This window comes from Gracilibacillus sp. JCM 18966, from assembly GCF_055392695.1.
Genome location: NZ_AP043883.1, coordinates 1703024 through 1727139 on the forward strand (window position 1 = coordinate 1703024; position 24116 = coordinate 1727139).

A 24116-nucleotide genomic window follows, 5' to 3' on the forward strand; every position below is an offset into this window, starting at 1 on the left:
GATTCCCTTGAGTTTTTGTTTATTTAAACTGGAAAATTTTAACTAAATAAATCATGCCATATGATCAGAATGGAGTTCAATAAAGTTTTGAGGAACTTGTTTAAAATTTTATAAAAACTGTTTAAATAAGTGTAAAGCCTTTCCTTTTAATTATTGGTATATTAACGATTGTAACGATAATCCATTCTAATATTGAAAGGGGTTTCAATGATGAAGAGAAAAAAATTAGGTTTTCTTGCAATTTTGTTTAGTCTTCTATTAGTACTAGCGGCATGTGGTGGAGGAGAGAAGTCCAGTGGTTCTGGAGAGGATGGTGAGTCATCCGAATCAGGTTTAATTGGAGTTGCGATGCCAACGAAATCATCCCAACGATGGGTAGATGATGGAAACAATATGGTCGAGCAATTAGAGGCACTTGGATATGAAACAGACCTTCAATATGCAGAAGATGATGTAGATAAACAAATCGAGCAAATAGAAAACATGATTGTAAAAGGTGCAAAGGTTTTAGTAGTCGCATCCATTGATGGTACTGCTCTTACCAATGTATTGCAAAAGGCAAATGATCAAGGAATAGAAGTAATAGCTTATGACCGTTTAATTATGGAATCAGATCATGTGAGCTATTATGCTACCTTTGATAATTTTCAAGTAGGGGTGTTACAAGCATCCTATATAGAAGAAGCGTTGAATTTAAAAGAAGAAGCAGGTCCTTTTAATATTGAATTATTTGGCGGATCACCAGATGATAACAATGCCTATTTCTTCTGGGATGGTGCGATGAGTGTCCTTCAGCCATATATCGATGAAGGTAAATTGGTTGTTCAAAGTGGTCAAACAGACTTTGAGCAAGCAGCAACCATGCGTTGGGATGGAAATACAGCAAAATCACGAATGGAAAATATTCTAAGCAGCTCTTATTCTGGTGGAGAAACAGTGGATGCCGTGCTCTCACCATATGATGGTATTAGTCGAGGTGTCATTCAAGCCTTAAAAGGTGTAGGCTATGGATCTGGTGATCTATCATTACCAGTTATATCAGGACAAGATGCTGAACTTGCTTCCATCAAATCTATTATTGCGGGTGAACAAACCCAAACCGTTTTTAAGGATACTCGGGATCTAGCAGCTGTCGCAGTCAATATGACAGAATCTATTCTGAATGGTGAAGAAGCAGAAGTGAATGATACGGAAACATATGATAATGGAGTAAAAGTGGTTCCAACCTATCTAGTAGAACCAGTATCCGTGGATATAGACAATTACCAGGAAGTAGTCATTGATAGTGGTTATTACTCTGAAGAAGAGCTTCAATAAATAAGGAGATGAAGTGGTGAATTCGCCACTTCATTCCCCATGTTTTTTTATAAAAGAGGTGATGGACATGTCTGCATATATATTGGAAATGGAGAGCATTACAAAGACCTTTCCTGGAGTTAAAGCATTGGACGATGTAAATTTACAAGTGGAGCAAGGTGAAATTCATGCACTTGTTGGTGAAAATGGAGCAGGGAAGTCAACACTGATGAAGGTGTTAAGTGGTGTATATCCATATGGAACGTATGATGGCAAAATCCTTTTCGAAGGTCAGGAATGCCAATTTAAAAATATCAAGCAAAGTGAGGAATTAGGCATCGTCATTATTCATCAGGAATTAGCGCTAAGTCCATTTCTGTCGATTGCAGAAAATATTTTTTTAGGAAATGAACGCCAATCCAAAAGTATGATTAAATGGCAGGAAACCTTTGCCCAATCCAAAAAGCTCCTAGAAAGAGTTGGCCTAAAGGAATCGCCAGAAACACCAGTAATGGAAATAGGGGTAGGGAAGCAGCAATTGGTAGAAATCGCCAAAGCATTATCAAAAAATGTTAAGCTTCTTATCTTAGACGAACCAACTGCAGCATTAAATGAAACCGATAGTGAGAATTTATTAAAACTATTACTTGAATTAAAAAATCAAGGCATTTCCTCTATTTTAATCTCCCATAAATTAAATGAGGTTTCAGCTGTGTCTGATTCGATTACCGTATTACGTGATGGTCAGACGATCGAAACAATAGATGCCACAAACGAGAAAATATCAGAAGATCGAATTATTAAAGGGATGGTTGGTCGTGAATTAACGAGCAGATTCCCAGAAAGAGTACCAAAGATTGGCGAAACCATCTTTGAAGTGAAAAATTGGAATGTTTATCATCCACAGCAGACAGATCGCAAGGTTATTCGGGATGTAAATATACATCTCCGCAGCGGGGAGATTGTAGGAATTGCTGGGCTTATGGGAGCAGGACGTACAGAATTTGCGATGAGTATCTTTGGAAAAAGCTATGGTAAAAAAATTAGTGGTGAATTATACAAAAATGGAAAACTGATTCAAGTGAACACAGTGAGTCAAGCAATAGATCATGGTATTGCTTATGTGTCAGAGGATCGTAAAACATATGGACTGAACTTAATTGAGGATATAAAGCGAAATATTACATTAGCCAATTTAACTAGGATCTCCAATGGATCGGTTGTTGATGAAAATAAAGAAATTATGGAAGCACAGCAATTACGAGAAAAGCTAAATATTAAAACACCAAGTGTAAAACAAATTGTAGGGAATTTAAGTGGTGGAAATCAACAAAAAGTAGTATTAAGTAAATGGATTTTCGCTGAACCAAATATATTAATTTTAGATGAACCAACTCGCGGTATCGATGTTGGTGCAAAATACGAAATTTATTCACAAATAAATGAACTCGCTGAGGAAGGCTTAGCGGTTTTAGTGATTTCATCAGAGCTACCCGAGGTTTTAGGATTATCTGATCGAATTTATGTGATGAATGAAGGTCGTATTACAGGAGAGTTAAGCAGTGCTCAAGCAAATCAAGAGAATGTTATGCATCTCATGACCGGAACAGGGGGGAACTAGTTCATGCAAACACTTATTCATTTATTTAGAAATAATATTCGCGAATACGGAATGGTTATTGCATTAGTATTTATTACCGCATTATTCTGGTTCTTAACAGATGGTGTGAATTTTAAACCATTAAATATAACGAACTTAATCTTGCAAAATGGTTTCATTCTTGTATTAGCCATTGGAATGGTACTTGTCATTATTACAGGTAATATCGATTTATCCGTTGGATCGATCGTTGCCTTTATTGGAGCAATAGCAGGTGTTTTAATTATTAACAATAATGTACCCGTTTGGCTAGCAGTAGCTATCGCTCTGTTAGCAGGCGCTCTGATTGGAGTATGGCAAGGCTTTTGGGTCGCCTATGTAGGGATACCATCGTTTATTGTAACCTTAGCAGGAATGCTTATATTTAGAGGATTAACCTTATATTTATTGGATGGTCAATCTCTCGCGCCATTCCCAGAATCCTTTCAAAAAATAAGTAGTGGTTTTATTCCAGATGTATTTGGTGGAGCATCCATTCATATTTTTACGTTAGTGTTATCCGCTGTCTTATCCATCGTTTTAATTTATTTGGATTTTCGAAAAAGAAAAATTCAGCTTCAATATAATTTTGAGGTGATTCCAATATGGATCACGATTGCAAAACTAGCATTATTGATTCTAGCAATCAATTGGTTTATGTATCAATTAGCATTAAATAAAGGTATTCCAACTGTTCTCGTTATCGTCATAGTGTTAATTATCGTCTACACATTTATTATGAAAAATACGATCATGGGTCGTCATATTTATGCAACAGGTGGAAACAAAAAAGCGGCGGATCTATCCGGTATTAAAACAAAGCGCGTCGTATTCTGGGTGTTCGTCAATAATGGGCTTCTAGCTGCGTTAGCTGGTCTAATGTTCGCAGCAAGGCTAAATTCTGCCACACCTGCTGCTGGTAACATGTTAGAATTAGATGCAATTGCTGCCGTATTTATCGGTGGTGCTTCCATGGCAGGTGGTGTTGGTACAGTCATTGGAGCAATCGTCGGTGGATTAGTAATGGGTGTGATGAATAATGGTATGTCCTTGATCGGTGTTGGTATCGACTGGCAACAAGCGATCAAAGGGATGGTTCTTTTAATTGCAGTTGGCTTTGATGTGTATAATAAAAATAAAGGTTAGAAAAGGCTCGCTTTGAAAGCGGGCTTTTTAGTGTGATGACGTAATTTTTACGAATAACTTTAGTAAAACTCTGAATGTTACAGATTTTTGTATTATCAAGCTTTCCCTTTTTATTTTGGCAATCTTCCCCCGGGAGAGCAAGATAACCAAGATATCCTCCCCTCAGTCCGCCTGCATTAACCCTTCTTAAATTCCTTTCCACTGGCAGAAAGCTTGTATCCAATTCAAAGCTCAAAAATGTAAGCATTTAACGCGAAAAAGAGGAAAAAATGTAATCCTTTCCTTGATAAAATGAAGACAAGCTATAAAATTCATTAAGAAAGGGTGGTAATGGTAATATGAAAAAATTCATATTCATAATTACGCTATTGCTTACATTTTCCCTAATACTTGATGGAGTTTCCGTGCAGGCAATTAGCACAAGCGAAAATCCAGAAAACGTATTGGCCTTCCCTGGAGCGGAGGGGGGAGGGAAGTACACATCAGGTGGTAGAGGTCAGGATGTATATGAAGTTACAACAATAGAAGATTATGGAGAAGGAGAAGAACCGATTAAAGGTTCATTAAGAGATGCGGTTAGCCAAGATAATCGCACGATTGTCTTTCGGGTTTCTGGTACGATTCATTTGAAACAACCATTACGAATTAAACGAAAAAACATTACCATTGCAGGTCAAACTGCACCAGGAGCAGGGATTACAGTTGCGGGATATGGAACAGATATTGGTGGCTCGAAAAATATCATCGTCCGATATATGAGATTTAGACCAGGTAGCGACAATCTAGAAACGGAATTCGATGCATTTGGTGGGAGAGATATTAAGGATGCGATCATAGATCATGTTTCTGCAAGCTGGGGAATAGATGAAGCCTTTTCCTTCTATCGGAATGAAAATACAACGGTACAGTGGAGTATTATAAGCGAAAGTCTTTTAATATCTGGTCATTCTAAAGGCCGTCACGGATATGGTGGAATATGGGGTGGGGAAAATGCTACCTTTAGTAATAATTTAATTGCTACACATATTAGTAGAAACCCCGCTTTAGGTAATACGGGAAATGAAATGCACCCTGTTTCCCATGCAGACTTAGTGAATAATGTTATTTATAACTGGGGATTTAATTCCATGTATGGTGGGGAAAATCAACAAAATAATATTATCAACAATTATTATAAGCCTGGTCCAGCAACCTATGATCAAGTAAAACAAAGAATTATTAGTCCCGGAAGAGATGGAGAGCCAGGTTGGTTCTATATTGATGGCAATGTGATGCATGACAACGAAGAAGTTAGTAATAATAATTGGTTAGGCGTAGAGGATATTAAAGAGGATGTAACCTTTGGCGATAGTCCATATCCTGTATTAGGGCATGATACATTGAATATTAAACGAGCAGAAGAAGCCTATGATCTAGTATTAGAAAGAGCTGGTGCTACATTACCTCGAAGAGATGCAGTCGATGCTAGAGTCGTCTATGATGTAAAAAATGGAACAGGACGTATCATTAATAATGAGTGGGAGGTTGGAGGATTTCCAGAAATGGAGTCGGAGGAGCCTCCGACAGATTCTGATCATGATGGTATGCCGGATGAATGGGAAATAGCCAACAGTCTTGACCCGGATAACGCAGAGGATGGAAAACTAATAACAGAATCAGGGTATTCTAATCTTGAGCTTTATCTTCATTCCCTTGTAGATATGGAGCATGAAGCAGAAAATCCTTCTGTGGAATTAGTATCACCAAAAGCAAATAGTGTCCACAAAGCACATAAAAAAATCCAATTTAATGTAAAGCTTGAAGATAAGAAAAATATTGAAAAAGTAGAGTATTTTAAAAATGATGAAAAAATCGGAGAGGCGACAAGCGGTTCCTTCTCATTCACATGGGAGGATGCTCCTGATGGAACATGGTTTGTTTCAGCAAGGGCAACAGATAAGGAAGGAAATGCGACGCAAACAACCTCCACTGCCATTTATGTGAATAGTAAAAACCGAAGTGATTGGAAATCAAAGGATATTGGCTCTGTTGAGGTGAAGGGCAATGCAAGTATAAAGGATGGTTTATTAACGGTAAAAGGAACAGGAAGAATTATGGGGGAAAAGGATGCCTTTCAATTGGCCTATCAAAAGCTAGAAGGAGATGGATCGGTAACGGCTAAGGTGGAATCCATCACCAAACGAAACAATAATGCGATATCTGGTTTAATGATTAGAGATCAGTTAAGCCCAGATGCCAAAACGGCGATGATCAGTACTTCTGTCATAAAAGCAGATCGTCAGGATACATTATATGCGATACACTTTTCTTCAAGGGATACTAAAGGAGAAAGCATTGTGGCTCCTGGAGAGAATGATAGACCAGAGGAAAATGGTGTCCCGTCCTTATTAAATACAACTATTCCTTATTGGTTAAAAATTGAAAGAGAGGGAAATGAATTCATCGGTTATGCTTCTGCAAATGGAAATGAGTGGATCGAGGTAGGAAGAAAAGAGATAGACATGAAGAAGAAAGTTTATATCGGATTTGCCGTCGATGGGGCAAAGAATCCGAATGATCTTGTTCATTACACAACAGCAGCCTTCTCAAACATCCAATTGGAAGGTAATATTAAGTAACGTACTGCTCTCCATCCATTTAGCTGATGGAGAGATCTTTTTAATACTAGGAGTAACCCATTATGATCATTAACAATGCAGTAATCCAAACTGCTATCATTCCAACAGAAGAGATGACTTCTAGTTTCTTTAGCCCCTTCATTTTCCCTTTGAGTAACAGATACACGAGAAGTAAACTGGACATACACAATAGGGTAAGTAAGAGCGGATTATATTGTATTTCTATGCTCCAAAAAATGGTATAAAGTAATAACCATATGGCATTAAAAATGATGAGCTTTAAGCCTTCATACTTAGGACCGAATAAGTTGTGTATCCATCTCTTGTTCTCCAATCCACCATCCTCCTTTATGAAATGCTCCTACCGATTTTAGAACAAACAAAACCAACAAGTCCTCAACAAATTATTGATTATGCCTCGAAATAAGAATTGAATAGTAAATGTAGGAATGGTTGATTGTTTGTTAGATTAAGTTCACGATATGATTTTATCACAGTGATAGCTGTCTGCAACCTTCATTCTAAGATTAAATGAGGGATAACAGACGATAATATCCTGAAAAGTTTCGCTAACCATCGGTGGGAAACTATCAATCCTTTGACAAAAAGCCTAGTCCAACACTGGTGGGGGTCCCAATTTATCAGGATAGTTCACTGATCGAAAGTGAGGTTCAAAAAAGAGAAAGGGGGGAGTGCATGGAGGAGCATGTAGGAAATGAACAAGCTGTAATGAAAACAAATAGCCGGTTTGATCGATTGCTTCAAAATGGATTGATCAAAAATGTACGTAAACATTGGATGCTTTATTTAATGATTTTACCTGGTATTATTTATTATATTGTCTTTAAGTATATTCCGCTTATGGGTAGTGTAATAGCATTTCAAGATTATCAAATTTTCAATGGGATACTAGGTAGTCCATGGGTAGGTCTTGAAAATTTCAAGCATCTACTACATTATCAGGATTTTCATGAAGTATTGAGAAATACGGCATTGATTGCCTTATATCAATTGATATTTCAATTTCCAGCACCAATTATTTTAGCTTTACTATTCAATGAAGTAAGATTATTAATTGTGAAGAAAACTGTACAAAGCTTATTTTACCTTCCGCACTTCTTATCATGGGTTGTAGTTGGAGGTATTGTGTTTGAGCTTCTGGCAAGCCAAGGCTTAGTAAATGCAATAAGAGACCTTTTTGGACTGGAACCGATATTGTTTATGCAGGAGGAAGGTTATTTCCGATCGATTGTTATTATTTCTGGGATCTGGAAGGAAGTTGGTTGGGGTACCATTATATATCTAGCTGCCATAACAGGAATTAATCCAAGCCTATATGAAGCAGCAGTGATTGATGGAGCGAACCGATTTAAACAAACGATTTACATTACCCTTCCATTATTGTTACCAACGATTTCTGTCTTGTTCTTATTAAACATTGGTAATTTCTTAGAATTAGGCTTTGACCAGATCTTTAACTTATTAACACCGATGACGTACTCCGTTGGGGATATCATCGAAACTTATGTATATCGCGCAGGGGTTCTACAAGGACAATATAGTTTAACAACAGCCATTGGCCTGTTCCAATCGGTTATCGGTTTTGCGTTACTGTGGATATTTAACAGACTGGCAAGAAAATCAGAACAGGGGTTGTGGTAAATGAAACAATCAATTGGAGAAAGATTATTTCAAGTGTTTAACTACACGGTGCTTATCGTATTGGCATCCACGATGATTGCGCCTTTATTGCATTTATTGGCGGTTTCCTTTAGCTCCCCAATAGCCGCTGATTCGAAAAAAGTATTTTTAATACCGGTAGAATTTACACTAGCTACTTGGGAGCATATCCTTCAAAATGAAGTATTATGGAGAGCGTTCGGTGTCACGGTATTTATTACGATTGTCGGAACCTTACTAAGTATGCTGTTCACCATTTTGACAGCGTTTCCATTATCGAGGAAGGAATTTTTGCTTAGAAGACCGATTATGTTAATCATGGTGCTCACGATGATATTTAATGCACCGATGATTCCTTTTTTCTTGACCGTAAGAGAAGTGGGATTGATGGATTCGATATGGGCCTTAATTATACCAGGACTTGTTAGCACCTTTAATATGGTCATTGTTCGTACATTCTTTATGGGAATTCCAAAGGATATTGATGATGCAGCACGCATCGATGGCTGTAATGAATTTCGCTTATTGTTTCAAATTTATTTACAGTTATCCAAACCAGTATTGGCTACAATTGGCTTATTCTATGCTGTCGGGTATTGGAATACCTTTAAGACGGCGGTGCTTTTCTTAAGAAATCCAGAGCTTTGGCCATTGCAAATGCGTTTACGAGCATTTTTTACGTCAGAAGAGGAGCTTGCAGCTGTCGATTTAATAATGGGTGATTTTGACTTCAATACCACTACATTAAAAGCAGCTACGATTATATTTGCTACGATTCCCATTGTTTTAGTTTATCCCTATTTACAAAAATACTTTGTTAAAGGTGCGGTACTTGGGTCATTGAAAGAATAATGAAGGAGGAAAAGGGTATGAAAAAAAATCGTTATCATGTATTCCTGTTTTCTATAGTCGTGTTGTTCTTGTTGGTACTGACAGCTTGTTCTAGTAGCAATAATGAATCGACCAGTAAGGATGAAGGAAATAAAGAAGAAACAGCTGATGGATCTGCAACTGTAACGGTGTTTAAGAGTCATATGGGAAAAGGGACAATTCCTGGTAGTGATGATCCTCATGTTCAATATATTAAAGAAAAAACAGGTGTGGAATATCAATTGGAATCCACCCCTCCAGGCTCAGAACCAGCCGAATATATTAATCTAATGATTGCTTCAGAGGATTTCCCTGATATTTTAAGACCAATAGGCGGTGTGGAGCAAACGCTAATTAACCAAGGTGGAGCACTTGCATTAGATGAATTATTACCTAAACATGCACCAAATGTATGGGAGAGAATTCCTGAAGAAGCGTGGAATATCGTAAGATCTGCTTCTCCTGATGGGAAAATCTACTATGTGCCTAAAGTCTATTTAATCCCTGAGAGAGCTGCTTTATTACGACAAGACTGGCTAGACGCAGTAGGGATGGAGATGCCAAAAACACTAGATGAATATAAAGAAATGTTAATTGCTTTCCGCGATCAGGATCCGAACGGAAATGGAAAAAAGGATGAGCTACCGACAAGTGGTAGGGAGTTCGGTAGATGGATGGATCATTTATTCGCCATGTTCGGTGTAGCAATGTGGGAAGGCTATCCGGAATGGGATATTTATGATGGTGAAATCAACTATGCTGGGACTTCTGAAAACATGAAAGCAGCAATCGCATTTATACGTGAGCTTTATGCAGAAAAGTTACTCGATAATGAAACATTCTTGAACAAAGGGGATGTTTGGACAGCCAAAATTAATAACAATTTAGTTGGAAGCTGGTATCATCTCCCAGCAAACCTTCGTGAACGCTATGCGGCAATGAAGGAAGGAGCACCAGATGCCTATATTACAGGTATGCCTTTACCTGAGGTAGAAGGGTTTGATGGATTTATCACGCAGAAGAGTATGGGAGAACCTGAGTGGATGATCCCGAAAGCATCAGAAGATAATGCAATTAATGCACTGAAGCTTCTTGACTTTTTCTATGACCCGGAAAATGCAGAGTTTGTTCAGTATGGTATTGAGGGTGTTCAACACGAAGTAGTAGATGGCGAAAAAGTTCTTCTACCATCATCAGATGATAAACCACTTGCATTAGGAATGCTGAATTTAACGACAGATGAATCAATGAAGCTAAGAATCGAAAATTCCTTCGTTGAAGAGGAACAGCAGATGGTGAAGGATATTTTTGAAGTAAGTAAGGCAGATGCAAGAAGAATCGCAGGCGATGGATTACCAAGTACGGTTTATGAGGGCTATCCCGATATTCAATCACACAAGCTATTCCAAGAATATTTGACAAAAATTGTGATTGGTGAATGGGAGCTTGATAAGTTTGATGAATTCGTAGAAAAATGGAAGCAATCTGGTGGAGAGGAAGTAACGAAACAAGTACAAGAGTGGTATGAGAAAGTAAAATAAAGCTATAACTCCCCTGCCGTTGTGCAGGGGAGTAGAATCGTAAGATCCCACATCAAGATTTCGAGAGGTATAAAGCAACTATGTGGAGATCGGCCATTAAGTATTCTGATAGGTTCTGCTTGATAAAAATGCTTGGGGAGAGAAAAGCATGAAAAGAAATCATAATTATTTATTAACGGTTTGGATCTTATTTTTAGTGTTATTCACCGCTTGCTCTACAAATGAGGAATCAACTAGTCAGAAGGATAATAATGAAGTAATAGAAAAAGACAATAAGGCCACTGTAACTGTCTTTAAAAGTCACTTAGGAAAAGGAACGATCCCTACTAGTGATGATCCGCATGTGCAATATATTAAAGAAAAGACTGGAGTAGAGTATCAATTGGAAACAACACCGCCAGGATCAGAACCAGCAGAATACATTAACCTAATGATTGCTTCAGGAGAGTTTCCTGATATATTAAGACCAATTGGTGGTGTGGAACAAACATTGATCACTCAAGGCGGCGCACTAGCACTAGATGAATTATTGCCCAAATATGCACCAAATGTTTGGGAGAGAATTCCTAAAGAAGCTTGGGATATTGTTCGTACAGCTTCTCCTGATGGAAAAATCTATTATGTGCCCCAAGTATACATGGTGCCTTCACGTGCAGCATTATTACGTCAAGATTGGCTCGAAGCTGTTGGAATGGAAATGCCAAAGACGTTGGAAGAATATAAAGCTATGTTAATTGCTTTTCGAGATCAAGATCCGAACGGAAATGGAAAGCCAGATGAAATCCCAACAACTGGGAGAGAATTTGGAAGGTGGATGGATCACTTGTTTTCCATGTTTGGTGTGGCAATGTGGGAAGGTTATCCGGAGTGGGATATATATAATGGTGAAATCCATTATGCTGGTACTACGGAAAATATGAAAGCAGCTATTGGATTTCTTCGTGGATTATATGAGGAGAAATTACTTGATAATGAAACATTTCTGAATAAAGACCTGCGGTAATATGTCAAGATACAAAATAAAAAAGATTTAGATATCAAGGTGCAATTTTGTTAAAAAAGGCAATAGGAAACTAGACCATTAATCAAATGTAAATTAATGGTAATTACACAAGGGTTGTAGAAGCTACTTTCTAAGCTTCATGTTTCACGCTCCCTTGTGGCGTGTAGATTTGATGGTTGCGTAGTAGCGCATCCACCAAACGCACTAATTTTCTAGCGGTTAAGACGAGTGCTCTTTTATGTTGGTGTTTCGGTACTTCACGGTATTTCTTCTCGTAATAAGCTTGGTATTCAGGTACATGCCTTCTCACCGAGTTGGCGGCTTCAACAAGGTAATAACGCAAATACTGATTCCCGTTACGAGATAAGGAAGTATCATCTGCCGTAAACCTGCCTGATTGGTGTTTTCGCCAGTATAGTCCTGCATATTTGGCTATTTTGGCCTCTGCTTCAAATCGTTCAATCTGACCGATTTCTGCGATGATACCAGCAGCGAATACAGGTCCAATTCCGGGTGTGGATTGCAGGGTATTGGGTAAGCCAGCCATGATTTTAGTGATCGCTTTATCGATTTGCTTGATTTGTGCCTTCATGGTGCGAATCAGCTCAATAATAGTGCCCAAGATGAGATCAATCGAGTCTTCCACTACCTTATCCAAACGATAGGAAGAACGTACTGCTTTTTGAATGGACTTGGCCACTTTTTCAGGGTCGTGAAAACCATTTTTACCTTTGGTTTGGAGGTAATCAGCTAGGTCTTCGATCGACATCTGAGCGAGTTCTTCCAGGCTATATTTTTCAAAGAATAAGTCCATCATAGCTTGTCCAAACACGGAAGATTCGACGTTTTCTTGAAACGTATTACACTTATAACTCAAGTGTTGAAGAAAATGTTGCTTTTCTTTGGTCATCTGATGTACGAGTTGGTAGCGAGAGCGTGTCAACTGTTGTAGGGCAACGTATTGACTCTCTTTGACCACCGACATCGATAAACGACCAAATCGTAAATAATCGGCAATCACAAATGCATCAATCTCGTCGGTCTTGTCCATGTCTGGATAACTCTTTTTGAAGTTGGCAATCTGTTTTGGATTCATCACAAATACTTGTGCACCAAGCTTACGGAGCTCTTCATCCTGATGAAAAAACATCGCTGGATGAAAACTGTACACGGAAGTGGATTCTAAGCCAATCTTTAATACTTCCACAGATTGTCCATCCATGGTACGAAAAATAGCTTCACGTAAAGCAGTAGCACCAGGTAAATCATTCGACACGGTGAAGGAAGATAACTTTACACCTTCACTATCTAACAAACAAACCTTGATATCAAAAGAACTAACATCTAATCCGACAAATAATCGCATGGGGAATTCCCCTCCTTTCTAAATTAGAATCATTGGAACCTATCTTGGACGCCTCGGGATATCCCTAGTGTGAACGCCGATCAACAACCTCGTGTATCAGTACTATCTCTGTATCGAAAGCCGCCTTGGAGCTACTACCATCCAAGTTCGAGGGACAGAGTGCACAGCCTGCGAGTAGGAAGGTCTGCACGTACACTGGGAAACAGTCTTTAAATGTGGTTAGCCACAGGAGATGACAGAATTGTCCCAAATGATCCTTAAGACCATTATCTAGGAACATCACAAGACGTCCAAGTGTTTTTTGAAATTTATTGCAGGTCAAATGAGGAAAATAGTGAGTCCAACAGATGGGCTTAAATATAATATACGAGGAGATGTTTGGCAAGCAAAAATTAATAATAATTTAGTAGGAAGCTGGTATCACCTTCCAGCTAATTTGTTAGATAAGCTTAATGCCATGAGAGAAGAAGCACCTAATGCTTATGTGAGTGGAATGCCTTTGCCTGAGGTAGAAGGGTTTGATGGATTTATCACACAGAAAAGTATGGGACTTCCCGAATGGCTAATTCCTAAGGCTTCAGAGGCTAATGCTATCCATTCCCTGAAACTACTAGATTTCTTCTATGATCCAGCGAATGCTGATTTTATTCAATATGGCATAGAAGGTGCCCAGCATGAAGTGGTGGATGGTGAAAAAGTATTACTTCCAGCAACCGATGAGACACCATTGGCACTAGGAATGTTAAATTTCCAAACAAAGGAATCGATGGATATTCGTATCGAAAACTCTTTTCCAGAAGAAGATCAGCAAATGATAAAGGATATTTTTGACGTAGCTACTAGTGATGCAAGAAGAATCGCAGGCGATGGATTACCGAGTACGGTTTATGAGGGTTATCCCGATATTCAATCACATAAGCTATTCCAAGAATATTTGACGAAAATTGTAATTGGCGAATGGAAGCTTGATAAGTTTGATGAATTCATAGAAAAGTGGAAGCAATCTGGTGGAGAGGAAGTAACGCAACGAGTACAGGAGTGGTATGAGAAAGTAAAGTAATCATTGGGAGCTGTCACTTCGCAGGACAGCCCCCCTAAAATAATCTTATCAAATGGTTGGACATATCATAGAATAAGGAGAAAAGGGAAGCAGGTGAATGTATGTCAAAGTTTTTTCCGTCAAGAATTAGGAATATGCTTCGAAAGAATCTTTCCGATACCCAGACAAGGTTGCTGCTCATATTAATGATACCTGTTCTTTTTATTATTTTAACGGTTGGTTTTTCTTCTTATTACACATCTAAGGATATTTTACAACAGGAATTAAACGAACCACAGCACCAAATGTTAAAAATTAATATGAATTATATTGATGAATATTTAGTTGAATCGGATAAAATAGCGGTTAAACTGGCGCTTGATCATAATATCAACCATTTTTTAACTAATCCATCCCCATTCTCGTATCAAAATATGAGGGAGATTTATGGTAAGCTGACAACCTTAACCCAAAACTCCTCCTTTATTAAGAGTATTTATATTTATAATATCGTAAAGGACAGCTTTGTAGCTATTCCTCAAGGCTATAGCTCAAGCAGTGCTAATTTTAATGATGCAAAATGGACTAATGTACTAGAGGAATTTAATGAAAAGTCGATGATCGTAAAATACCGAGAATTACCAGAAGGGGCAAGACATAAAGGCTCTAACATTACTCTGTTTCGGAAAGTGAATGTAAAAGGAGAAACAAAAGGAATCATTGCGATTAATCTTAATCAAGGAGAGCTATTCTCCAAATTAAGGTCCTCGGATGATCCACAATCTAATAGCATGCAATATATTTTGGACCAAAACAATTCCATATTACATATGACAAGAAACCATACATTTGATGCAGATACCGTTCAATTTGTGAATGAGGAAGTTAGTAAAGGTAATCTTACTAATATTACGTATAACGATAAAATTTTATTAGCTAATCAAATCAAATCAGAATTTACTGGCTGGAAATATATTTCCGTAGTATCACAAGAGAGTATTCTCGCTAAATCAAAAACCATTCGTAATGTAGTATTTATCGTATCACTAGTTGCACTTATTATAGGCGGAATTGCCATTTTCTTTATCCATTCTGTTGAATTAAGGCCAATCAGACGTTTGAAGAAACTGTTCTTTGTTGATGATAACCAGCATTACAGACGGGATCTTCTTCATTTAGAAAATATTGTAGATGACCTAGTTAGTGACCATGCCCAGCTATCACGACTAATCCAGAAAATGAAGGTAGAGGCCAAATCTAAATTTCTATATGACATGTATATTGGAAAATTAGTGAACTCCTCCGAACAGAAGGAGAAGTGGCAAACCTATTTTGGGGAATGGAAGAGTGACCAGATTCAATTATTGGTCGTTTCAATCGATAACTACCCAGCCTGGAAGGAAAGTGTTACAGCTAATTACCGAGCAGTTGTAAAATCCGGAATGATTAATATTCTGACAGAGGTGCTATCCACCCATTATGAGGTAGAAGCGGTCGATATCGGTAAGGATAAAATGATGGTTATTATTCAACAATTAGAGGAAAAAGTACAGTTAGAAAACCATTTAAAGATAGCGCTTTCGAACATTGATAACATTCTAGGGTTTTCTGTTTCGATAGGTCTTCACCAAACGGGGGTGAAAGTACAAGACTTGAAAAATAAGATGAATGAAGCGGAGGAGGCACTGCAATATCGCCTTTTTGACGGTTACCGCAATATTTATACTAAGGTTCCAAAAGAAGAGGATAAGGATACGAAAAATATAGAGTTAATGGATCAAATCGTATCATCCATGACAATGGAGAACCCGATGCAAGCCATTGAGAATGTGTCGAAATTATTTCAATTAATAAAGAATAGTAGAATTAGTCCGAAATTATCTTTTTATTTTATCGAACAGGTGAGAAAGGTTATTTTCTCCAATGCTAATAATATGAATCCATCAACTTACTACTCATATGAAGAAATTCTAACAATGAATTTGGAGGATATCTACAAGCTGTTCCAAGATAGAATTTCCGAAAGAATAGAAAATATTAAGAAATTAAATGACACGAAAAGATATGTTCAATGTAGGAAAATGATTCAATATATGAATGATCATCTCGGTGAGCCGATTGGAATTCCAGAAATCGCTGAATCCGTTCAAGTGAGTGTTAGTCTCGCAAGTCAGTGGTTTAAGGATGAGATGGATGAGACGATTTATGGCTATTTTACTAGATTAAGAATGGAAAAGGCGCAGGAGCTTTTAACGAAAACAGATAAGAAAATTGCAGACATTGCCTCAGAGGTAGGCTATCAGCATGAGAATAGCTTTATTCGGAAGTTTCGCGAATATAAAGAAATGACACCAGGGAAGTACAGAAAATTAAACAAAGTATTAGAACACCCTGATGAAAACATTCGAGGAGGAGACTAATTTGAATAGAAAAAAAACCGTACAAAAGCATAATCCTAAAATACATGGTATCGAACCACTATCACCGTTGTCTATTGGAAACGGGGAATTTGGTTTTAGTGTTGATTTCACCGGCTTACAAACATTTCCCCATTTATATGAAACACCATTAGGAACTCAATCTAATTGGGGATGGCATGATAGTGGTGGCAAAGATTTATATACGAAGCAAGATATCGAATATCAAGCCTTTAATCATTATGGAAGAAAGATACCTTATCCAATGAAGCCTGGTGAACAAGCAAAAGCCTATCATTGGCTTAGACAAAATCCACATCGATTACAGTTGGGGCAAATTTCCTTTCAATTTCTGAACGATAAGGGAGAAGAAATAGATATAAATGAGATAAAAGAAATCGAGCAGGAGTTAGATCTATGGTCTGGAGTTATAAACAGTCGCTTCCTCGTCTGTGACGAAGAAGTAATCGTAACGACAATTTGTGATCCTGTTATGGATGCGATTGGAGTCAAGGTGGTGTCCAATCTCCTACAAAAAGGAAGGCTTCGAATTCTTCAATCATTTCCATCTCCTGATATTAGTCATAATAGTTGGGCGAAAGCAACAAAGCTTAACTGGGATCATCAAGATAGGCACGAATCGGAGCTAATTGATCAAAATGAGCAAGAAGCCCATATAAAACGAGTGATGGATGAGGACAGTTATTATGTGAAATGGGACATAAATGGTGCTAGCTTTACAAAGTTAGATAGGCATTTTTTTCAGCTCGTCCCACCAGCAAATGAAGAATATTCCTTCACAGTATCCTTTAGTCCGAAGAAAATTACAAATTCACATTCAGTAGAGGCAATAATTAAAGGCTCTGAGCGATACTGGGAAGATTTCTGGAAAAGTGGATCCTTTGTATCCTTTGAAGGTAGTACCGATACTCGAGCAACAGAATTAGAACGGAGAATCGTTCTTTCACAATATTTAACGAACATTCATAGTAGTGGATCGATCCCACCACAGGAAACGGGCTTGATGTATAATAGCTGGTTTGGTAAAGCACACCTAGAAATGCATTGGTGGCATGCAGCTCATTTTCCGTTATGGGGAAGATCGGAAAAGTTAGAGAAGAGTCTAGAATGGTATTCGAACATTCTACCACTAGCAAGAAAATTAGCTAGAGAACAAGGATTCGAGGGAGCAAGATGGCCTAAAATGGTTGGAATAGATGGAAGACAAAGTCCCTCTCCAGTGGCACCTGGACTTATATGGCAACAGCCCCATCCGATTATGCTACTAGAATTACTCTATAGGGCAAATCATGAAGAAGAGGTGATTAAACAGTATAAGGAGCTGGTATTTGAGACAGCAGATTTTATGGCAGATTTCGCAGAGTGGGATGAAGAGCAGGAAGTATATGTATTAGGGCCTCCTTTAATACCTGCACAGGAATGTCATCGTATGGAGGACTCCATTAATCCACCATATGAGGTCGAGTATTGGAAGTATGGCTTAGAAATATCGATCAAATGGTCAGAAAGGTTAGGAATCCATCCTAAAGAAAAATGGCTCCATGTTGCAGAAAATATAAAGGCTCCCCGTGTGAAGGATGACGTTTATTTAGCCCATGAGCGTTGTGACAATACCTTTACCGAAAAAAATCATGATCATCCTTCGATGGTGGCCGCCTTTGGTATTTTACCAGGATCATTGATTGATAAGGAAAAGATGAAACTTACACTAGATAAAGTGAAAAAGGAGTGGCAATGGGATACAGCATGGGGCTGGGATTTTCCGATGTGTGCCATGACAGCTGCTCGCTTAGGGGAGAAGGAATTAGCTGTTGAGTTCTTATTAATGGATGCCGTAAAAAATACTTATTTGCCGAATGGACATAATTACCAAAGACCTGGATTAACCGTATATCTTCCTGGTAATGGAGGCCTATTAACTGCGATTGCAATGATGGTAGCAGGATGGGATGGAGTAGAGCAAAAGGAAGTAGTACCAGGCTTTCCTGACAATGGAAAGTGGAATATTCAAGCCGAAGGGTTCCAAGTCTATATCTAGTATAGGAAATGGGAGGAGGAGCATCATGTTTGACAATGTAGCAGATCGAAACAAGCTTGTACTTCAATACCCTGCCTCCTGGTGGAGAAATATGTGGCGTGAAGCATTGCCAGCAGGAAATGGTGAGATCGGTGCAGCTGTATATGGTGGAATAAAAAATGAAACAGTTTTAATCAATCATTCTCAATTATGGCATATGGGCGTGAAAGGGGAATTGCCAGATGTAAGCTATACTTTAAATGAAACAAGAGAACTTATGGATAAAGGGAATTTTCAAGAGGCTAATTGGCATTTAACAAAGGAAGTAAAAAAACGCGGTTACTTTTCCAAATTAGAAAGCCCCTTACCACTTGTTGATCTATGTCTTACAATGCCTTTCGAATCAGGATTTAGCCACTATAATAGAGGAATCAATTTAGAAACAGGCGAGGTTTCTGTGTCTTGGCAGGAGAATGATACGAGCTTCACACGAAACCTTTTCGTATCCCGAGCTGACGAGATCATCGTTTATGAAATCTTTTCGGATAAAAGCAATGCCATTGATACAGATATAAGCTTTCAACTCCATCCAACGGACTCTCCTCGTATGAAAGAAAGGCATGGGGAGTTAAGGAATACTGTTCAGGTGGAAACGGAGGATAATTTTTTGTTTTACAAGGCAACGAATCAGGATGGTACGGATTTTGGAGCCGTTGCTCGTATTATCACAGAGACAGGCGAAATTAGCTCTAGTGAGGAAAAAGTAGTTTGTACTGGTACTAATCGTTTATTAATCCTTGTCAAAGTCTTCGTCCAAGCGGATAGTCAAATAGAGTGGAAAAAATTAAAACGAGAATTAAGCGAAATAGAGAAAAACTATGAGCAATTACTAAATGAACATCTTATGATCTATCAGCCATTATTTTTTTCGTCTAGTTTGGAGTTATCGAATGATCCTAAGGAGCATTCCAATGAAGTATTACTTCTACAAGCATATAAAGAAAAGGCACCAACAAGACTAATCGAGAAATTATGGACTTTTGGGCGTTACTTATTCCTCTCTGGAACGAAAGTAAATGGTCAACCTTTTTCGATGTATGGTCTATGGCATGGCGATTATCAATTAATGTGGAGTCACCGAATGGCGAATGAAAATATTCAGATGATGTATTGGCATACGGCAGTGGGAGGGTTGAACCAATTACAATTGTCGTTTACCAAATATTATGAACAATTGCTTGATGATTTTCGAGATAATGCGAAAAAGCTCTTTGGCTGCCGTGGGATCTACATACCGGCTGGGACGACCCCAGGAATTGGGAAGCCGAATCAATTAGTACCCGTTATTATGAACTGGACCACTGCTGCTAGTTGGATAGCACAGCATTTTTATTCTTACTATCAATTTAGTGGTGATGAAACCTTTTTAAGGGAAAAGGCACTTCCCTTTATGAAAGAAGCTGTCCAGTTTTATCAGGATTTTTTAGTTATAGGAGATGATGGGTATTATCAGTATTTCCCGTCCGTATCTCCAGAAAATACGCCTGGCAATTTTATGCCGGACAGCAAAGAACCCATCGCTCACCCAATGCCAACTGCGATTAATGCCACAATGGACTTTGCCGTGATGAAGGAATTACTCACCAACTTGATCGAAGGAAGTGAGCTTGTTACCACAGAAGATACCTCTACTTGGAAGGCGATGCTTGAAAGAATTCCTCCTTATCAAGTTGATCAACAGGGAGCAATTAAGGAATGGATGCATGATGAGTTTGATGAAAATGATGAACATCGACATTTATCGCATATTTATCCGATTTTTCCTGGCCAGGAATTAGTAAAGGAAGCAGGGATTTTATTTGAAGCCTTTAGAAAAGCGGTTCGAAAAAGAAAGCTAGGTGCACAAACAAGCTGGTCTTTTGCTCATATGGCAAGTATTTATGCAAGGCTTCAGGAGGGGAACGAAGCCCTTCGTTGTTTAGAGCATTTAACCCGTTCTTGTTTATTAAATAATTTGTATACTGTTCATAATGACTGGCGTAACATGGGCTTGACAATGGAAATTGATACTGCCCCTGTGCAAATGGATGCTAACTTAGGAGTGGTAAATGCGATACAGGAAATGCTGCTTTATGTGTCGCCAACAATGATAAAGCTACTACCAGCCCTACCAGATGATTGGAAGGAAGGAAAGGTTAAAAGCTTTCATTTTTGTACAGGAACAATAAGCTTTCAATGGAATCTTTTACGAAATAGTTTCTCAGTAACCGTGAAAGCAGAGCGCGAGACTGAGTTAACAATAGGATTGCCTGTTCACTTTCATGATTATGAGTGGAAAGGAGAGGGAGAAGTTTCACGATCCAAATTAGGGGAGGCGTACGTTCACGTTAAGCTGGCACCGGAAGAAACGGTAGAGATGTTCACTAAATAAAGAAAGGTGATTAGGATGCATTATACAGGAGTATTGGGTGGTTTTTATACTGTAGCTGATTGGGTCTATAAATTCTTTTTTGTAAATATTATCTGGTTCTTCTTTAATTTACCGATTGTTTTCCTATTATTTAACCTTTTGATAGCAGATTCCCTTGCTGTCATCATTGGTTTATGTTGTCTGATTTTTGCCATACTTCCTTTTGTCTTTTATCCATCGATAATGGCATTGTTCTCGGTCGTCAATCAATTCATCCATAAGAACGAGATTAGCATATTTCGAGATTACTGTTCTTTTTTTAAAGAAAATTATAAAAAAAGTATGAAGCTGGGCACTATCTTCACTATTTTTTGGGCTATCTTCTTCATCGACTTTTTCTACATGTTAGATATAAAAAATACCTCACTAATCTATCTATTCTTGATTATCGGATTTTTCGGTTTTATTTATCAATTGCAGGTGTTTTCTGGTGCTATCTATATGAAGGGGAAGCTCCGTTCCATATGGAAACATGTAGCCATATTAATGTTCGGTCACCCATTTCTATCGATGTCTTTAGGTTTGATTAGTTCAATCTATCTTTATGTTATGATCGAATGGTTTGCTTTTCTGTTACCTATCTTTTCAGGGTCTATTCTAGTCTTTTTCTCTCTTCTTGTTTTTTTGAAGATATATAGAACAGAGGAAAGAGCACTGATCACTTAGTGATCAGTGCTTTTGGATAAGTTTTGTTTTTCTTTTAGTAATGCCTGGAATTCTTTTTCCAATGCCTCGGAAGGTTCGATGCTTAGTCTACTAAGTACATCGGTGATTTTTGTTTCTAAAACAAGCTTTTGTTCCGCTAAGGTATCTTTTGTTTTTACCTTTTTTCTATTTCTAAATTGCTCGTAGCTTCCTTCAAAATAGGTTATCTTTTGATTTTCGATGGAAATTACTTTTGTTGCTAACTTTTCGACAAATCTGCGATCATGCGATACAAAAATGATTGTTCCTTCATACTCGTTCAATAACCTTTCTAATGCTTCCATCGCTTCTAAGTCTAAAAAATTAGTTGGTTCATCTAGTATCAACGTATTACAATCACTGACAAACAGCTTTGCGAGAGTAACCTTTACTCGTTCTCCGCCACTTAGCACTTCTACCTTTTTATGGACTTGTTCACGATAAAAATGCAGTCTAGCAAGCACTGTTCGAACTAAAGTATCATCATGAACAGAGCCTTCCTGTACATTTTCTAAGATGGTTTTTTTCGGATCTAAAATGGATAGATCTTGTTTGAAATATGCCATCCTGCATGCTGGTGAAAGGTGAATACCTTCCTCATTTTGGATAATTTTTCGAATTAAGGTGGTTTTTCCTGTTCCGTTTGCTCCAATGATCGCGGCTTTATCGCCACCATGAATGAGTAGATTCGCTTTATCCCAGAGAGTTTTGCTACCGATTGTGCCAGGGAGATTTTCTACTTGAATAAGCTTGCGACCTTTTATTTTATCCTGCTGAGGTAGCTCCATTTTTATCGGTGTTTCTTCATATGGTTTTTCTACCTTATCCAGCTTCTCAAGTCGAGTTTCTATTGCTTTGGCTGTTTGCTGTAGCTTTTTTTGCTTTTTGGCAAAATAAGGCTTTGCCCCGGTGATTTTGGCTTCCGATGCACTTGTGTTCTTTGGTTTTTTAGTGGCTCTTGCAGCTTTTTCTGATTTTAATACTAAAGCATTTTCTAATTGCTGCTTTTTTGTTTGATATTTTTCATATTCTTGTAGTTGCTGTTGTTTTTCGAGCTCCTTTTGTTCCTTGAATCGCTGGTAATTTCCTTTATATTCCTTCAGCCGTCCTTGATCTATTTCCCATATCTTACTACAGGTAACATCTAAGAATTTACGGTCATGGGAAACTACCACATAAGCCCCTTGCCAATGCTTTAACGTATTTTCTACCCACTCAATATGATTGGTATCTAAATGGGTCGTTGGTTCATCGGCTAATAATAGGCTGCTTTGATTTGAGAAAGCCCGTTGAATGTATGCCTGTGTTATTTCTCCACCACTTTTATGTCCATCTGATAATTTAAGCTGGGGCAAGAGCTCCAAGGTGCCATGATAGGTAATGCTTCCCTTCTCTGGTGCAAGCTGTCCAGATAGTGTGTGAAGTAAGGTGGACTTTCCTGTTCCGTTTTTCCCAACAAGTCCGATCCTATCTCCTTCGAAAATCTCCAATAGATCAATCTCTAGTAATGTCCTTGCCTGAACGGAAATCGTAAGGTTTTTCGCTTGTAATAGCATAGGATTATTCACTCCATTTCTTGATGGAGACAAAAAAAGCCTCCTTATTCACATTCAGAATAGGAGGCATAATTCAGGTGTATAAAGACACCAAGACAATTTGTTTAACTAAGTCGATTAGTATGCCATATAAAGCTAATCCTATTCTGAACATTTACCATAAAGACAGACGTATCCCAATGTCGAACTTCAACAAGTCTGTATTATGGAAATATTGCATAAAAATAGGATTAATACTTCATTTTAAATGGCTCACCCTTTCAAATTAATTACTGTAAGTATATGCAAAATGGAGAAGAATGTCAATATCACTTTTGTTAACCTAGGCTAATATATAATGTGCACTATATTTAATTTTAAATTATATAATGTACATTATATAATATTTATGTTATTATAAATTCAACATAATTAATTTTTAGTACAACACAAAGGAAGGGATGGTGTAAATTGAAATCAAATAGACAAACAACGAAAATGGGTACCATTATTTGTGTGCATTGTAATAACGTTGTTGCATCGGTGGAAACGAATGGAGTAACTAAATATTATTCTTATTGTAATGCCGAATGCAGGAAGAGTAGACAAAATAAAATATAGCTTAATTATTCTGTCTGGATTCTTACGGGATCTAGGCTTTTTTATCTCCTTTTTAATCATTTCTCTCTGTTATTTCATCCTATATAAAGCATAAAATTGTTATACTTGTAACAATTGAAATCGTTTTCTAATGATATTATGTGCGAGGAGAGG

The 24116-nt window shown here is 37.9% G+C and carries 15 protein-coding genes and 2 pseudogenes; 14 read left to right on the top strand and 3 right to left on the bottom strand.

Translation table 11 applies throughout. From position 1 onward, the window contains the following. The first annotated feature begins 210 nt into the window (after window positions 1-210). The 4 genes from chvE to ACZ5N5_RS08175 all read left to right on the top strand — a co-directional run bounded on the left by chvE (window position 211) and on the right by ACZ5N5_RS08175 (window position 6699). Entirely contained in the window at window positions 211-1317 is a 1107-nt protein-coding gene (gene chvE / locus ACZ5N5_RS08160; RefSeq protein ID WP_277678444.1) for a multiple monosaccharide ABC transporter substrate-binding protein, read from the top strand. Between the two features lie 67 nt (window positions 1318-1384). Continuing rightward, on the top strand, window positions 1385-2917 hold the full coding sequence (gene mmsA / locus ACZ5N5_RS08165; protein ID WP_109984850.1) for a multiple monosaccharide ABC transporter ATP-binding protein: 1533 nt from the start codon (window positions 1385-1387) through the stop codon (window positions 2915-2917). Between the two features lie 3 nt (window positions 2918-2920). Next, window positions 2921-4081 (top strand): multiple monosaccharide ABC transporter permease, encoded by a 1161-nt coding sequence (mmsB, locus tag ACZ5N5_RS08170; protein ID WP_054860697.1) that lies wholly within the window; start codon window positions 2921-2923, stop codon window positions 4079-4081. A gap of 338 nt (window positions 4082-4419) precedes the next feature. Next, complete coding sequence (locus ACZ5N5_RS08175; protein WP_464373617.1) at window positions 4420-6699, top strand: Ig-like domain-containing protein; 2280 nt, start codon at window positions 4420-4422, stop codon at window positions 6697-6699. Window positions 6700-6745: 46 nt separating this feature from the next. Here the strand turns inward: ACZ5N5_RS08175 and ACZ5N5_RS08180 are convergent, their stop codons facing one another. Then, window positions 6746-7033 (bottom strand): hypothetical protein, encoded by a 288-nt coding sequence (locus tag ACZ5N5_RS08180; RefSeq protein WP_054789211.1) that lies wholly within the window; start codon window positions 7031-7033, stop codon window positions 6746-6748. Between the two features lie 395 nt (window positions 7034-7428). Between ACZ5N5_RS08180 and ACZ5N5_RS08185 the strand changes: the two genes are divergently transcribed. From ACZ5N5_RS08185 to ACZ5N5_RS08200, 4 genes and pseudogenes are all read left to right on the top strand, one after another. Further along, the gene (locus ACZ5N5_RS08185; RefSeq protein ID WP_277678458.1) at window positions 7429-8361 is read left to right on the top strand and encodes an ABC transporter permease; all 933 of its coding nucleotides are present in this window, start codon (window positions 7429-7431) and stop codon (window positions 8359-8361) included. Further along, on the top strand, window positions 8362-9231 hold the full coding sequence (locus tag ACZ5N5_RS08190) for a carbohydrate ABC transporter permease (RefSeq protein WP_054860692.1): 870 nt from the start codon (window positions 8362-8364) through the stop codon (window positions 9229-9231). It begins immediately after the preceding gene. Between the two features lie 17 nt (window positions 9232-9248). Further along, a complete protein-coding gene (locus ACZ5N5_RS08195; protein WP_109984750.1) occupies window positions 9249-10790 on the top strand; it encodes an extracellular solute-binding protein in 1542 nt (513 codons plus the stop codon). Window positions 10791-10938: 148 nt separating this feature from the next. After that, window positions 10939-11781 (top strand): annotated as a pseudogene (locus tag ACZ5N5_RS08200) (type 2 periplasmic-binding domain-containing protein); the annotation flags it as partial. 142 nt (window positions 11782-11923) lie between these two features. On the opposite strand, the gene ACZ5N5_RS08205 reads toward ACZ5N5_RS08200, so the two are convergent. Beyond that, a complete protein-coding gene (locus tag ACZ5N5_RS08205; protein ID WP_054789366.1) occupies window positions 11924-13159 on the bottom strand; it encodes an IS110 family RNA-guided transposase in 1236 nt (411 codons plus the stop codon). A 367-nt stretch (window positions 13160-13526) separates the two neighbouring features. On the opposite strand from ACZ5N5_RS08205, the pseudogene ACZ5N5_RS08210 reads away from it, so the two are divergent. The 5 genes and pseudogenes from ACZ5N5_RS08210 to ACZ5N5_RS08230 all read left to right on the top strand — a co-directional run. Then, window positions 13527-14219: pseudogene (locus ACZ5N5_RS08210) on the top strand (type 2 periplasmic-binding domain-containing protein); the annotation flags it as partial. Window positions 14220-14320: 101 nt separating this feature from the next. After that, window positions 14321-16618 carry an AraC family transcriptional regulator gene (locus ACZ5N5_RS08215; protein WP_464373618.1) on the top strand — a complete coding sequence of 766 codons (2298 nt, stop codon included), beginning with the start codon at window positions 14321-14323 and terminating at the stop codon, window positions 16616-16618. A gap of 1 nt (window position 16619) precedes the next feature. Further along, window positions 16620-18674, top strand: a complete 2055-nt coding sequence (locus tag ACZ5N5_RS08220; RefSeq protein ID WP_464373619.1) for a glycoside hydrolase family 65 — start codon at window positions 16620-16622, stop codon at window positions 18672-18674. A gap of 25 nt (window positions 18675-18699) precedes the next feature. After that, window positions 18700-21084 (top strand): glycosyl hydrolase family 95 catalytic domain-containing protein, encoded by a 2385-nt coding sequence (locus ACZ5N5_RS08225; RefSeq protein ID WP_464373620.1) that lies wholly within the window; start codon window positions 18700-18702, stop codon window positions 21082-21084. Between the two features lie 15 nt (window positions 21085-21099). Next, window positions 21100-21789: a DUF624 domain-containing protein gene (locus tag ACZ5N5_RS08230; RefSeq protein ID WP_464373621.1), complete on the top strand. Its 690-nt coding sequence runs from the start codon at window positions 21100-21102 to the stop codon at window positions 21787-21789. On the opposite strand, the gene ACZ5N5_RS08235 is transcribed toward ACZ5N5_RS08230, so the two are convergent. Beyond that, window positions 21786-23363 carry a Vga family ABC-F type ribosomal protection protein gene (locus tag ACZ5N5_RS08235; RefSeq protein ID WP_464373761.1) on the bottom strand — a complete coding sequence of 526 codons (1578 nt, stop codon included), beginning with the start codon at window positions 23361-23363 and terminating at the stop codon, window positions 21786-21788. The two genes, ACZ5N5_RS08230 and ACZ5N5_RS08235, sit on opposite strands and share 4 nt — an antisense overlap. A 477-nt stretch (window positions 23364-23840) precedes the next feature. Here ACZ5N5_RS08235 and ACZ5N5_RS08240 point away from each other — a divergent pair, with 477 nt between their 5' ends. Next, window positions 23841-23963 carry a GapA-binding peptide SR1P gene (locus ACZ5N5_RS08240; protein WP_425454586.1) on the top strand — a complete coding sequence of 41 codons (123 nt, stop codon included), beginning with the start codon at window positions 23841-23843 and terminating at the stop codon, window positions 23961-23963. The last annotated feature ends 153 nt before the right edge of the window (window positions 23964-24116 follow it).